Source organism: Aerococcus vaginalis, from assembly GCF_053762225.1.
In genome coordinates this window covers 118,189-132,631 of record NZ_JBSMYC010000001.1, presented here as the reverse complement: position 1 = coordinate 132,631, position 14,443 = coordinate 118,189, and the positions used below count along the sequence as shown (strand labels likewise).

General features: G+C 39.4%; 16 protein-coding genes and 1 CRISPR repeat array. Of the genes, 1 reads left to right on the top strand and 15 read right to left on the bottom strand.

Annotation, left to right across the window (positions count from 1 at the left end; all coding sequences use genetic code 11):
- Nucleotides 1–159 precede the first annotated feature (159 nt).
- Nucleotides 160–459 carry a hypothetical protein gene (locus ACWOEX_RS00650; RefSeq protein WP_455297337.1) on the top strand — a complete coding sequence of 100 codons (300 nt, stop codon included), beginning with the start codon at nt 160–162 and terminating at the stop codon, nt 457–459.
- A 146-nt stretch (nt 460–605) separates the two neighbouring features.
- On the opposite strand, the gene ACWOEX_RS00645 is transcribed toward ACWOEX_RS00650, so the two are convergent.
- The 15 genes from ACWOEX_RS00645 to cas3 form a co-directional block, all read right to left on the bottom strand.
- Nucleotides 606–806: a hypothetical protein gene (locus ACWOEX_RS00645; protein ID WP_455297336.1), complete on the bottom strand. Its 201-nt coding sequence runs from the start codon at nt 804–806 to the stop codon at nt 606–608.
- Between the two features lie 14 nt (nt 807–820).
- A complete protein-coding gene (locus tag ACWOEX_RS00640; RefSeq protein ID WP_455297335.1) occupies nt 821–1,114 on the bottom strand; it encodes a hypothetical protein in 294 nt (97 codons plus the stop codon).
- Between the two features lie 175 nt (nt 1,115–1,289).
- The gene (locus tag ACWOEX_RS00635) at nt 1,290–1,505 is read right to left on the bottom strand and encodes a hypothetical protein (RefSeq protein WP_455297334.1); all 216 of its coding nucleotides are present in this window, start codon (nt 1,503–1,505) and stop codon (nt 1,290–1,292) included.
- Nucleotides 1,506–1,520: 15 nt separating this feature from the next.
- A complete protein-coding gene (locus tag ACWOEX_RS00630; RefSeq protein ID WP_455297333.1) occupies nt 1,521–2,138 on the bottom strand; it encodes a capsid assembly scaffolding protein Gp46 family protein in 618 nt (205 codons plus the stop codon).
- Between the two features lie 101 nt (nt 2,139–2,239).
- Nucleotides 2,240–2,371 carry a hypothetical protein gene (locus ACWOEX_RS00625; RefSeq protein ID WP_455297332.1) on the bottom strand — a complete coding sequence of 44 codons (132 nt, stop codon included), beginning with the start codon at nt 2,369–2,371 and terminating at the stop codon, nt 2,240–2,242.
- A 56-nt stretch (nt 2,372–2,427) separates the two neighbouring features.
- Entirely contained in the window at nt 2,428–2,685 is a 258-nt protein-coding gene (locus ACWOEX_RS00620; RefSeq protein WP_455297331.1) for a hypothetical protein, read from the bottom strand.
- The gene (locus ACWOEX_RS00615) at nt 2,678–3,085 is read right to left on the bottom strand and encodes a hypothetical protein (RefSeq protein ID WP_455297330.1); all 408 of its coding nucleotides are present in this window, start codon (nt 3,083–3,085) and stop codon (nt 2,678–2,680) included. The genes ACWOEX_RS00620 and ACWOEX_RS00615 overlap by 8 nt, the downstream gene beginning before the upstream one ends.
- Before the next feature lie 85 nt (nt 3,086–3,170).
- Nucleotides 3,171–5,028: direct repeats of the CRISPR family, unit length 28 nt; unit sequence GGATCACCCCCGCATACGCGGGAAAGAC.
- 20 nt (nt 5,029–5,048) lie between these two features.
- Nucleotides 5,049–5,960: a type I-E CRISPR-associated endoribonuclease Cas2e gene (gene cas2e, locus ACWOEX_RS00610; RefSeq protein ID WP_455297329.1), complete on the bottom strand. Its 912-nt coding sequence runs from the start codon at nt 5,958–5,960 to the stop codon at nt 5,049–5,051.
- An 8-nt stretch (nt 5,961–5,968) separates the two neighbouring features.
- Nucleotides 5,969–6,901 carry a type I-E CRISPR-associated endonuclease Cas1e gene (gene cas1e, locus ACWOEX_RS00605; RefSeq protein ID WP_455297328.1) on the bottom strand — a complete coding sequence of 311 codons (933 nt, stop codon included), beginning with the start codon at nt 6,899–6,901 and terminating at the stop codon, nt 5,969–5,971.
- 3 nt (nt 6,902–6,904) lie between these two features.
- The gene (gene cas6e / locus ACWOEX_RS00600) at nt 6,905–7,534 is read right to left on the bottom strand and encodes a type I-E CRISPR-associated protein Cas6/Cse3/CasE (RefSeq protein ID WP_455297327.1); all 630 of its coding nucleotides are present in this window, start codon (nt 7,532–7,534) and stop codon (nt 6,905–6,907) included.
- Between the two features lie 2 nt (nt 7,535–7,536).
- Nucleotides 7,537–8,277: a type I-E CRISPR-associated protein Cas5/CasD gene (gene cas5e / locus ACWOEX_RS00595; protein WP_455297326.1), complete on the bottom strand. Its 741-nt coding sequence runs from the start codon at nt 8,275–8,277 to the stop codon at nt 7,537–7,539.
- Nucleotides 8,278–8,279: 2 nt separating this feature from the next.
- Nucleotides 8,280–9,383, bottom strand: a complete 1,104-nt coding sequence (gene cas7e / locus ACWOEX_RS00590; protein WP_455297325.1) for a type I-E CRISPR-associated protein Cas7/Cse4/CasC — start codon at nt 9,381–9,383, stop codon at nt 8,280–8,282.
- A 1-nt stretch (nt 9,384) separates the two neighbouring features.
- A complete protein-coding gene (gene casB / locus ACWOEX_RS00585) occupies nt 9,385–9,981 on the bottom strand; it encodes a type I-E CRISPR-associated protein Cse2/CasB (protein WP_455297324.1) in 597 nt (198 codons plus the stop codon).
- Between the two features lie 6 nt (nt 9,982–9,987).
- Nucleotides 9,988–11,643: a type I-E CRISPR-associated protein Cse1/CasA gene (locus ACWOEX_RS00580; protein WP_455297323.1), complete on the bottom strand. Its 1,656-nt coding sequence runs from the start codon at nt 11,641–11,643 to the stop codon at nt 9,988–9,990.
- Nucleotides 11,630–14,383 carry a CRISPR-associated helicase Cas3' gene (cas3, locus tag ACWOEX_RS00575; RefSeq protein ID WP_455297322.1) on the bottom strand — a complete coding sequence of 918 codons (2,754 nt, stop codon included), beginning with the start codon at nt 14,381–14,383 and terminating at the stop codon, nt 11,630–11,632. Before cas3 ends, ACWOEX_RS00580 begins: the two co-directional genes overlap by 14 nt.
- Between the last annotated feature and the right edge of the window lie 60 nt (nt 14,384–14,443).

Below are 14,443 nucleotides of genomic sequence, written 5' to 3'. Positions count from 1 at the left end.
GAGTCCGCTAGAATTTGAACACAATTTTCCACTCAAATGTGATCATTAATAGGTTATTTGGACTTTAATTTTGTGCGCCACCTTGAGTGGCTTTTTTTATTTCAATTATTATATAATTCATGTACTAGCACTGACATTTAAGAATTGAGGCGAAAAGACATGAAAATCATGGTCTATCAATCAGAATTTGATAAAGAAATCCCACTAGAATTCGTTGGTAAAGTGAAGTACCACGGGGAAACCTTTCTTGATGGCTTTACAGATGGCAAGATTTATTCAGTGGTTCACCAAGAGAATGGTGACTTAGCAGTTGTTGATGACTCCGAAGAAGACTATTTATATAGCTTTGCGAATCCAGCACCAGCTGATGGTTCATCGCCAGGTGGTACATTCGAAATTATCAGTGATGAGAACGGCGAAATTCAAAGACGAATTGATTTAGAAAAACGCTGGTTATAAGTAGCGAACCGACGCTTCAAGGTAATTAGTTGTATCAATAAGGAAAAAGAAAAGCAGCTAAACTTTACAGAAAGAATAAAGATTAACCGCTAGTGAATATAAATTGAGAGCACAGATAGTGAATTCATTCCCTAAAAATGTTTTTATTACTTAATGATTTCTATGGATTTTATATCATCTTTATAAAGTCCTATAGGATTATTATAATGTGGATCATCAATTACAATACATTCTCTGTTTGTATCATCATCTTCTGGGTAAATATAATCACCAATGATCCCTTTAAAAATATTATTTCTTTTGGTTCGAATAACTACTTTTTCCCCATCATATTCAATGAGATTCATTACTGTCTCACTTATCAATATTGTTTAAACGTTATATCTAATGTATCGTGATTAACTAAAACCCATGTGATGTATTCAGACCACTTATCTAAAGATCTTTTCCTCATAAACATTTGTTCAAACAAATCTGCATCTTCTACAGGTACTAACCAACAACACATATCATCTACGATCATATCATCTGTTTCAATTTCGTTACCTTCACTAAAATCTAAGAAAAAAACTTTATTTTCTTTGGCAGCTGTTTTCTGAACCAAATCGAAAAAATGCTCAAATTTTTCGCCTTCTTGCGTTCTCAATCCTAACACTATTAACTCCTTCTTTTATATAAAAAGACAATAACGATCGCAACAACTACCTTGCTCGTGAGAAATCACCCCCGCATACGCGGGAAAGACTAAAATTCAATTTGACGCAATACTTGTTTTGCTTCTTCAGACGGTTTTTCTGGTAAGCGATCAGCCAATAGATGACTTTCGACAATCAGTGATGCTTCTTGGTCGCCGTGTGAAACATCGACATCGTTATAGATGACCCTTTTGCCGTTGCGTCAGTCTTTGGATAGATTGTTCCTGCTTTAACGACCTTTTCTGATCCATCATCAGACTCTTTCACTGTCGTAATAAAGGCTGTAACTGTTGCTGATTTTAAGAAGTTCGGTTGAGTTGATAATTCCTCTGGTTTACCAATGTATGCCATGTTAATTCTTCCTTTCTATCCCCAATTGGATTTAATCTGTGCATTTTTGTGACTATCTGCATTGCGTGATTGTGCTTCACGTGCACCAAATGACACTGCTTGGTCAGAGTTACGTGGGACTTTAGGTGTTTTCCCTTTTAAGAATTCCGTTCGAATGTCTTCGTATATCTTTTTGAAGACGTCAATCGTCTGATCAACGGCTTTCTTTGTTGCTTCGCTATCATCATCTTTGATTAAGACTTCGAGCACCTCGTCAGGCACTGGGTAGTCCATCTTAGCGTCTGCAACTTGCGACTGTGCTTGTTCGAGCATTTGTTGGTGCGCTTCCTTGGCACGGTAAGCTTCGAGCTCTTGCTCTGCACGTTCGAGCTTCTCTTTCTTGTTCAAACTTTCATACTCTTTCGCTTTCTGCGCTTTGTCCGCTTGCTCTTTAGCGTGCTTTTGACCTGCTTCGAAGGCAGTTTCTTTTTCACGCTTCACACGGTCAGCAACGATACGGTCGACATCTGCCTGAGTGAATGTCTTTTCTTCTTTCTCTTCCGTTTCAGTGACTTCAGTTTCTTGATTGGTTTCCTCAACGGTTTCTGTCTCTGGATCTTCAATCACATGTTGCTCAATCAAGTCTTTTTTCATAGTTACAACCCCTTTTTATACGTGTTGTTTCACGAGATACCTTGTAGCTTTTAACGTCATCAACATGTTTTGGACAAAATAAAAAGGCGTTTCCGCCTTTGTTATCCTTTATTGAAGTAACGATTAACTTCATGTCTGCATGTAGCAAATAGCATGTATCCGATACCTGTGCTAATACCGATGAGTGGTAGAGCGACAACGGCAACGATGATATAACCGATGACTTGAAGCATGAGATCACTCCTTAAATTTGGGTATAAGAAAACCACTTAGGGTTTCTAAGTGGTTATTAAAGTAATTCTTTAATTTTATGGTAAGCTTCTTCTAATTCATCACGAAATTCTGTGCCTTCGAGTCCTGGTTCTGTTTTTTCGCAGATATCTATAAGATCATCATTCATATAGCGAGCGACAATTGCATTTTCTTTTTCTATTTCTTCATAGTTATCAACAGCATATCTTTCAATAAATGACGCCATCCCATATTCAGAATTTGATGAAGGATCTTTTATATATTCATCGATTTTTTTCATTAATTGATTAATCATCTTTGATCTTCCTCCACTCTTTCTTTGGATTTTTTGGTTCTATGACTGATACAATATCACCTGTATCTGCATTTTCAACTAGATATACCTTGTTAGCTACTGGATGAATAAATCTTTTATTGTTAACTTGCACATATTTAGGTTTACTCTTAGCTGCGCTTATTAACGCGCTATCACTCAACCCATTCTCATTTTTACCCCTATCAATTACTCGAGCTAAAGAATGATATGAAAATTCAACATCATGATCATATGCACACTTATAAAAATTAATAGTTTTTTCTTTGAATGCTTGAGACCAGTTATTCATAGAAATCTTTCCTAGAATTAATTCATCATAAGGCTTATCGCTTACTTTTATTTTGCCACTTCTATCCGCTTTTATCGATGCCTTCATCATTTGTTTTTCATATTGCTCCTTAGTAGGAAAGTGACTACTATCTGGCGCGATAAAGCCGTGGCAGTTTGGGTGGAACGGCGGACAAGGATCACACCCGCATACGCGGGAAAGACGCAATGAATTTATCTAAAAACGAAGAGCTAATGGGATCACCCCCGCATACGCGGGAAAGACTTATCCAGTCCCGCATTGATAAAATCAAGAATGGGATCACCCCCGCATACGCGGGAAAGACTTTGGGTTGGTGATCGAAACGCTTCCGTCTCCGGGATCACCCCCGCATACGCGGGAAAGACCAAGCAGAGGCATTAGATGATATTGATGGATGGGGATCACCCCCGCATACGCGGGAAAGACTAAAAAAAGGAGGTATGAACGATGTTTTACTTAGGATCACCCCCGCATACGCGGGAAAGACAAATCACAGAGAGTGGCACGCGAACAGTCAAGGGGATCACCCCCGCATACGCGGGAAAGACGAAATAGCATCCGATTAGACGGTGACACCATCAGGATCACCCCCGCATACGCGGGAAAGACACTTCGATGTTTTCATCAGAGTAAACAAGTGTGGGATCACCCCCGCATACGCGGGAAAGACTAATGACTAATGGTTTTATCAAAAGGTAATTTAGGATCACCCCCGCATACGCGGGAAAGACTGGTCAGTACCACCTAAGTGCTGAGATACGGCAGGATCACCCCCGCATACGCGGGAAAGACCCCGACCATTACCGAGCAAACACGGTCAAATAGGGATCACCCCCGCATACGCGGGAAAGACGAAAAAAAAGAAATTAATAATAGTGATTTTCAAGGATCACCCCCGCATACGCGGGAAAGACAAGGTCATTACCGCTATTGTCAGGGTCACCATAGGATCACCCCCGCATACGCGGGAAAGACAACAGGAAATCTCCGCAACAACCTACATGGCAGGGATCACCCCCGCATACGCGGGAAAGACCATGTTGAGATTGTTGATTCGCCTAGGAATATGGGATCACCCCCGCATACGCGGGAAAGACAGTGATCGATATCTTGATTTAACAACTCACGGGGGATCACCCCCGCATACGCGGGAAAGACAACGCTTTTGGAATTAAAATGACCTGCGTAATAGGATCACCCCCGCATACGCGGGAAAGACATATTGACGATCACGACATCGCAAAACGTGATAGGATCACCCCCGCATACGCGGGAAAGACATCAAGGCTTAAAAAATGCCTTACAAAAAATTAGGATCACCCCCGCATACGCGGGAAAGACTTAGAAGAACTGGGTATTCATAGTAAACGAGAAGGATCACCCCCGCATACGCGGGAAAGACCTGGAGCAATATCTTCTACCCATTCTTCAACGAGGATCACCCCCGCATACGCGGGAAAGACCATCAAGACTGGTAACTACTCGCTTATCGTTCGGGATCACCCCCGCATACGCGGGAAAGACCGTTTTGATAGTTTCCAGCTTTACCATTTTTAAGGATCACCCCCGCATACGCGGGAAAGACGCTGACGCTAATTCTTTAGTGATTGGTGCAGGGGGATCACCCCCGCATACGCGGGAAAGACGATAAGGAGCGGACGATCCAAAATGTTGATCAGGGATCACCCCCGCATACGCGGGAAAGACTCGATCATTACAGTGAAGAATTGGCGGAAATTAGGATCACCCCCGCATACGCGGGAAAGACAACGATTTCCTAACGGCACGTCAATAACTGCCGGGATCACCCCCGCATACGCGGGAAAGACATATTGATGGTCCAGTAGCCTATAAACTAGATGGGATCACCCCCGCATACGCGGGAAAGACCCATTATCCATGAGTAACCATGAAAAGTGATAAGGATCACCCCCGCATACGCGGGAAAGACTGGGAAAACTATGCTAAAACGATGCATTTCCTAGGATCACCCCCGCATACGCGGGAAAGACACTAAAAGAATGTACTCACATCAACGTTTCTTTTTCAGTAATTGCTGAAATAACTTCACTTTTGTCGACAATTGATAAATCAATTGCGCATATGGTAAAGCACGATGTGGTACCTTCTCATTGATCCCATAAGCCTCAAGCACCGTATCCAATTTATAATTTCCAAGAAACATTTGCTCTTTCTTCGCAAATGAATATAAATCGTATCTCGTATTTTTTAATGATTCCCGTCCCATCAACTTCAACTGATGATTAATAAAATCTAAATCAAAATCTACGCGATAACCAACAATTATTCGATCCCCTATAAATTCAAGTAACTGATCTAAAGCATCTGCAATAAAGATCCCTGTTGCAGATAACATTGTATCATCAATACCTGTCAACTGTATAATGGTCTGTGATAATTTATCTGGACATTGAACCAAGATCGATAATGTTTCACATTCTCCGCTATTAGTTGCTTTGACAGCACCAATTTCTATAATGTGATCCGTTTCGGCATCCAAACCACTTGTTTCTAAGTCAATAACCACATATTCCTTAGATTTATTGGTAACAGATTGTGATGATGACGAAAATTTTCGGGCATTATGTGCTTTTGCTGCTCGGCTAAAATATTTAGGTAACTTGATTGCTGACGTATCATTTTTCCGGATTCGGACAAGCGGAATACCTTCACAGTCAACAACTTGGCGCATCGTATTCAATGTTACAAATTCGTATCCAAGTTCATTATTTGTGCTATAACTGAGCGTGGCTTCACCCACACCTGTTGCCTTTGAAACACGTTCCCATAAATGTTCTCGAATGCGTCGATTAAAATTACCGATATATACGCCCGTCGCAATTTCGCTCATCCACTTACTTAGATCACCTCTAAGAGATGGAGGTACATTTTTAAGTGTGATCACTGTCAATGGCATAATCATCACCTATCCTACTGATAATTAACGCCACTTTTAACAAGTTGTTCTTTATCATCCCAGAGCGATAAAACATCTGCAGTCATTTCCTCATCTGCTGCGACATCCATTAAATATTGCAGATCTTTAACCATACGCGAAATAATTTTATTATTTGCGAAAGCATCGCGCATACGTCGACGCGTAATGCCACCAATGTCATCTTCCTCACCAAATTCAGAAGCCACATCAAAAGCAATAGGAATAGAAAGTTCCGCTTTATATAAATCTGCAAAGTCATAAACAAAAGAGCGGTCGTTACCGACATGCACAAATCCGAGTCCAGGACTCATACCGATAGCAACAATAACAGATTCGCATAAACCATATAGGCAGTAATGTGCCGCTGTTAGTGCACGGTTGACAATATCTGCATTAGAGAAATCATCTGGATCATACTCACGCTTATACCATGCAACACCTGTCCGTTTTGATTCTTCACGATAGACCGCACGCACGCGGGCACCTTCTTTTCCTCGTAATTGTTGCATGGTATAATTCGACACATCATCTTCTGTAAAACGCATTTGATACATCTTACGCGCAACCGCTAATCGCGAGCGCTGATTAGCAAACAATAGCGCTTGTTTTTCAAGTAAATGTGAAGAACGCGCGAGTGTCCGGCCATGCGCATATTGACGCACACCGTGTTCACCTACCCAAACGACCGACGTGCCCATCTCTCCAATCAATTCCATCGCACGATGACTAATATCTGTTCCGGGACCGAGTAGCAGCACACTCACGATTGCAATCGGTAATAGTATCTTTCCCTCTTCTTGAAGAATAGTGAGCGCTGAATCTTCTCTTGAAATCTTTGCATGTTCTATGTAAATAAATGAAATACGATCCTCAATCCGCGGTAATGCTTGTCGCTCAACCTTATAGATATACGCATTATCTTTCATTTTCTACTCCGGAATAATTGTCATTAATCCACAACCGTATGCTTTTTTCTTTCCGAATCCTTGCGTCAATGTCTTATTAAATTGTTCAATATCACTGATGGTAAGCATTCCTTCATAAGTTACTTTGCTAACCTTGACGGCATTACTACCTTTTTTCAGAGGGACAAATTCGCGATGCGTCACTGTAAAGTCGTATTCATTCAATGTGAAACCATTTTTCTCTGCACGATCGAGCAAAAAGTGCCTTTGTTGATCAATCGTAACGTGAGGAAGTACTTGCCCACGAGTCTCGCCATCAATAAATTTCGACATAACCGGATTCAATGTAACTTTGAAACGCGCACGCATTCCTTCTGATAATTGAGACAGGAACGCATCGTATGATTTAATCATGACAGTATCTGCGACACCACACTCACTCATTACTTCTTCATCTGGTCGTGACTTACTCACAATGAGTAAATAATAGTTTCCCTGTAATTTATCGATGCGCCATAGTTTTCGCGAGCGTTCGCCACGCTGCATTTCATCCGGGAAACAATGCTCTACCCAACTGTGAAAAACTTCGAGATTAGTGAGCTTTCTGATTTTTCGATGATCTAAAACATCAATCATGACACGTGATAAATACATACTTACTCACCCTCCAACTGTGTAAATGGATCATGTTCAGGTAATACCTGCTGTTCGCCTGAATTAATACTTGCTACGGGTACATGTAGTATCGCTTCTCTACGTGCTTTGAATTGCCGGTGTTTCTGTGAGAAAGATACGACATTATCACGTCTGATCTGATAATTACGTAATTCCTCAACCGGGAGTAACGCTGAATCTATATATGCTTCTAAATATTGTACCTGTCGATTCCTATCTTTATACCAGTCAGCTGCTTGCCACGGATAGTTTCGCAAGTTTTCTTCGATACTTTGGTCGTTCATTTCTAAATAAAAATCATAATTAATTGGTGCTGAACGTCGACCGAGAAACAGTTGAAAGTATGGATGTTTCAAAGCATCAGAAATTTTAATCATCAATTCCTCATCTTCATGACTAATAGCCACGAGAAATATTGCGTCTGATAGGTAATAGCGATTAGTTACAAACGTGTCAACTTGAGTGGCACTTTTCTTTTTTCTCCCTTTTGCAATGTGATAATCTCTGACTAAATATCCTGATTGATCAATTCTGACACCAACGTGTAATGTTTTGAGTTCGTCAATTTTATGTTGTTCTTCTCTTCGATAACCTAAAGATGCTGCAATCATACCGATAACAGCACTTTTAGAGGGATACGGATCAGTATCACGCGTATCATAGTACGAAGATGTGCCCCAAGACTGCAACGGTCCTGAGAACTTCAATAGCAACGTCGACATAGCTATTCACCCTCAATTTCATTGAGTAGACTGGTTAATTTTTCTCCTAAATCATTGCATAGATTAGATAAATTCATCGCTTCAGAAATATCCTGGCTATCATCAGATACATCAACGGTCGTTAGATACGTTCCAAATACTGGTGTTTCAACAAATTTTTGCGTTGCTGTCATTTCTGCAAATAAACGTTCAATCGATTCTGAAACGTAACCTTCACGAGATTTAACTGGTGATTCGAATGCTGAAACTAAACTAATTGGTCGATCAGAACGTAAAGTAACAAGTAATAATTGCGGGAGTGTTTGATTAGCAAAGCTATTTACCTTCCCTGTTGGCAATGAATTAGAGAAGGATTCTACAAATAATTTAAGCGTATCTACTGTATCCTGCTTATTACCTAATTGCTGTGCTAGCTCATGAACAGCAACATTCGCATAGCGGTATAACGTTGGCGCATTAAATTCTAGCGTTGAAACCATTCCAGCACCTGATGATTCTTCAGATTTTAAATCATCTACAGCAGTGAAGAAGTCAAATTCACTTTGAATAGAATGTGTTGAAATCGCATGTGCAACTTGTGACGATGCATCCGTATTCAATATCGGTGCATCTGCAGCCATTCGTCCGAATAAGGCAATATCTATCGATAGATTGTCGTTCAATAGTTCCTGCAATTCAGCTTTATCAAAATTCCCTTCAATAGCTTTCTCTGCTAATGCTTCTGCTTGTTGATCAGACATAAAAAATAGTGCTTTGGCAATTTTATCACCAGTCTTTTTATCCTTAGTTGTTTTAATTCCAGCACCATTGATCGCTTTATCTGCTAAAGCCATTGCTTTATCACGATCCATGCTACTGTCTTTTTCCATAATCTTTTCAGCGATATAACGTACAATCTGAACGGTTCTAACACCCAAGTTTTTCTGTAAACTGTTATCATAGAAATAGGAACGCATCGCACGTTTCCAACTTTGAGAGGATACACGCGCGCGCTGTACGCCACCGTATTGTACCGACTTTGGGCTTCCAACATCATCACGGTTAATATTGGAAGGTGGTAATGTTTGGATCGCATGTACGTCTAAATATAATCTGTCTTGTGTCATTTTATTTTTCCTCCTCTTTTGCGCTGAGTGCATAGTAGTAACTCTTAGCCCACGATAGTTTCACTTGGGATGTTTCTTGACTCTCGAATTCCCAAAGCAATTGGTATAAATCGCGCGCTAACTTCGCATAGTCAATCTTCACTTCAGAACGTTTCATTAAATTAATCATCTGTCTGAGATAGTATACAAATCGTTCAAAACTGCTAGATGACATCAGTATCGTAAACCGACGATCGAGTGCCTTTTGATTATCAGCTGTTCTAAACGCTCTCACAGCACTACCAAAATTATGATAATTTTCTTGCTCTGATAGCATGACACTCTCAGAAATCCCTTGTTGATGCAGTGCGTAAAGTTGAACAGCTATAATAACTGCTGTTTCTTCTCTGGTTAATCCTTGATGATACGATAAACTATCTTCTGGTAAATACTGTAATAAAAATCCCCACATATCAATCGTTTGATTCAAAGGACGTCCTGCTGAACGTCTCAATTCAGCTAGTGCCTTTTTACCAGAAAGTGTGGATTTCATATCATCCAAACGTTCAATAATAGCTTTAGTACTACCATATACTGTTGATGATTTTGATTTATTCAATGCAGCCTACCTCCCTGCTAATAATTTTTTAACTTGGTGTCTATAAATGTTATATGATGTGATCGTGTTCATCGTATATTTGCCTTGTTCATGTAATTGATAATCTCGTGTAGATAGGTGATTCATCAATTTTTTTGATTCTTTTTCAGCGTATTCTGCTAGTACGTTATACCAATCTTGAATTTTATCTTCTTTATCATCGTTGTACTGAATAGATTGTACCCATTGTCTGAACGGCTGATCAATTATAGAAAAGAATGATTCAAGATATCGATTGACTACATCAGCTTTCGCTTCTACACCATGGATCAGCAAGATATTTGTTACAAAGTGTTTGTAATAGCCGTTGATAACTTTTTTAGTAATATCAACCGTATCTATAATTCTTGGCATCCATCCACTTTCTTCAATATCCACTAATACTAGTTGGTTCAATTGAAGATAATCATATAACTCGTTCGTGGGCATCCATGATGTTGCATTGCCATCATCTTCAACACTGATAGTATTCAAACCTACACGATAATCTTTTGAAATTTTTGAGCGCAGATTATGTTGCCACTTAATAATACCTGGTTTTCGCTGCATTTTTGATCCATCCGAATGCATGAGTAACGAGAATGAGCGCCACATCGATTGGTGATGTTTTTGTTTGATAGGCGTATATTCTTCATCTCTATTACTTTTCCACATCGTCATTGGTTCAACGAATAAATCTTTATGATCGACTTCAGGAATTTTTAAACACTCGATCGTGAATTTTTGATTTTCTTGAAATTTTTGATCAACCAAGGCTGCACGACTCCAATTTGTATAGAGCTCTGCAATATTGTCCGGTTGTTGATTAGCATACAGTCGCTTAATCACTTCTGTTGCACTATATTCCCAACACGGTCGTTGTATATTACGTGTGCTTTGATCATCAGGATGAACTAGGCTTAAATTCAACATTAAAGTATCAAATACGCTATCTCCAGAAAGAAAAATTCCACCAATATCATATACCCAGCCTTTTGAATATTTTCCATCATATTCATCCATGGGATACTTCTTTTTATCAAATGTGCCAAAATAGCCTTGAAGCATCAGATACCATCTCACACTTTCACCAATAGTCATGCTGTCTTTTTGAGCATCCTCTTTAGGAGAAAACAGTCGAAGTTTATTATTACTCTCGGAAATCAAACGATTGACGATTTTACCATCAATTGTAGAAGTCTTTGCATCGATATCGGATAATGGTGTCTGATAGAATGGATATTCTTCATCAAAGAAAAAGAAACGATCATTCCAAGTTTCAAGATAATCATAAAGAATTGCTGGAAATTGTTTTTCATTCCATAACTGTTGCCATGTTTCTAATAAAGCATCACTATAATCCTCTTCATCATCTTCATCGACAGCTTCTACGGGAATCATACGGTCCCCCATTTCAACCTCATCGTATATGTCACCTTCAAAGTTATAACGTGAGAAAACAGTGTGTAGAATGGCTAAGAGCATACGTAACATCACAAAATCTTGCGCAGAGCTATCACCAGCTAATTGTTGGTACTCTTGAGCATGTTGGAAAAGAGTTGTAATCGATACATCCTCTACTTCACCATCACTAATTTTTATTACTGGAATCCAAGGTTCATCCAATAAATTAAATCGTGACATCGTCTTCACTCCTTTCTAATTTTTCGAATAGTAAACCGATATCTTGATTATACTTTAATTTATAGCCGTTGAGTACGGTTTCATAGTCATTATTTAATGGTAGTGCAAGACTTCCTTTTAACCAAGATAGCTGTTGCCAATTTGCAAAATGACGTCGATTAATTATTTCCAACTCCTCAATTGTTTGATCAATCATATAAGGTTTAGCTAACACTGTCGGCAATCGCAAGGTTTGTTTCGCTAATTCTTTGGCATACATGTCAATACGATTTGAAATATTTTCTGACTTACCAATCATTCGGTATTTTCCAGAGTCATCTACTTCAATAGGAATAACTTCAATTGTTTCTTCAGAATCACGCACTTGTGCATATGCTTTTTCGTCTGTATTGATATCTTTACTCTCTGTCAACCATCCAAGCATTGATTTCTTAATAGATGGTCGCTTGATGGCATATGCTTTTGCTTTTTGTTTTTGTAGATCAATCGCATTCTGATATTCTTGATACATCGTCGAAAATTGTTGTTGCAATTCTTTATCATCGTAAGTTTGTCTAACTAGATAAGAAATGTCACTCGGTAAGTTGATTTTATCTGGTAACAGCGTTTGTGTGGCAGCAAGCAGATATTCACCGTAAATTGCTTGAGACCCCGATTCAAATTCGTAATTCTCTGAAGTTCCTAATACATAAGTCATTGGTTTCTGATATTTTTCAGGTCTCTCAATCGTATGACGGTGTAGTCGTCCGATACGCTGAATCAGTAAATCCATTGGACATAGATCCGTAATTAGTACATCGAAATCAATATCTAGCGACTGTTCAATCACTTGTGTCCCAATAATAATTTTGTGCTCAGGTCGTTTCGCATGTTTACCGATCATTTTGAGTAATTCCGCTTCTTTTTGTTGTCGATCTGTCGCAATATATTGAGAATGAAGCAGGTAGACGTTCTCTTCACCAAAACGCTCTGCGCACTGTTGATAGAGTTGTTGCGATCGCTTAACTGTATTAACAATAACTCCCACTACACCTTCAGATGTCATCATTTCATCAAGGTGACCGAAAAGCTTCTCCTCTGACAGTCTTTTAATATTTACGCTTTTATTTTTTGAAGTAGGTTTCAGTGCAACCTGTTGTATAGTTTCTCCTTCAGTATACGTAATCACAGGATATGCGATACTTTCTAACCGTTCTTTTTCAATGGCACTTTTTTCAATCGCTTGACGTTTACGATGATAACTACCATATAAATAATGAGCGATTAACTCCTGACGTCCACTCGGCGGAAGTGTGGCGGAGAGTAAAATCACTGGCACACGATAAGCCCCCATCCACTCCAACGCGCGATAAAGATAAACATTCATATAAGCGTCATAGGCGTGCACTTCATCAATTACGACAACTTTCTGACTGAATCCAAGATGTCGCATGGCAAGGTGTTTCTGTTTTAATGCCGCAAGTAAGAATTGATCGACAGTCCCCACAATAAAGCGTTCGAGCACACCTGTTTTCCGTCCACTAAACCATTGATTCGTAATGACTTCTGCTTCAGTATCTTCTGAGATATGATGACTTTCAGGTAGCGATGCGTAATCATCATTCAACATGGCTTTACCATGCATGAGTTGAATGGATTTCGCATTACCGAATAGCTCTGGCACACGTTCTAACCACTCTTCGAGTCTTTTGAATATACCATTAGACGTCGCTTGTGTCGGTAATCCGAAAAATAAACCTTCACGATGCGTCTTCTCTGCTAGAAGTTCTACACCTGCTAATGCCGCTTCTGTCTTACCAATTCCCATAGGTGCTTCCAGAATATATAACCCCGGCTCACTTGTTTGTTGAATCGTCTCTGCAAAAATCTTCTGTACTTCTCTCGGCTGGAAACCAAAGCGCTCTTGGAATAGTTCGCTAACGGTTACTATGTCGCTAAAATCCCAATCAAATGAAACGTCCGCATACCAAGACGACCATCCTTGTTGTATACGTTGGTTTTGATCTTGAACTTCTTGCTGTTCGATTGAGATTAATGGGAAATATCTGTCATTACTGGCTATCCAGTCAGCAACAATAAGTAAGCCGGAGATCAATACTTGTCCATATTGATTAATTTCAGGCAGTTCTTCAACACTAGAAAATCCACAGGAAGATAATGCCCATTCAATAATTTCTCTTTGTGATTGATCCCATAGTTGATAAATTTCTGATTGTTTATTTTCAGATTGATAATAATGTTTGAGATATGAAGTTTGTATCTCTACCGCTGTTTCAGTAGCTGGAACGCCATGATGCGCGCCGATAATCGTACTAACACTACGATTGATACCGTAATTTTCAAGTAGCCATTGTCCCGCTACTGCGTGTTTTGTTTCTTGCGTACTATATAAATTTAATTCATTTAATCCTTCGAATCCATAATGCGCTAATCGATCCATTAGCACATTATCCAATTCGGTTGGTGAGGTGTGTCGATAAACGATTTTCTTTTGAAATACTGGGGTTGCTTTTCCGAGGTCGTGCGTAGCACCAATAAATTGGATCGTACGCAGTGCCTCATTCTCTGATATATCCCCCATCGCATGTACTAATAATTGCCGCTGTCCTTCATTCAACCACTGATTAAATAAGGCACCAATCACATTTTTAGTATCTAGTAGATGCTGATGTAATGATAACCACTGAAAACCGTGTACATCTGATTTTTTTGCCCAAAAAGCTTTAAAAATTTCACTCATAATGATCTCCTATAAATGCTGTTCAGCTATATCAATTATACTATATTTGTGATTTTTCAT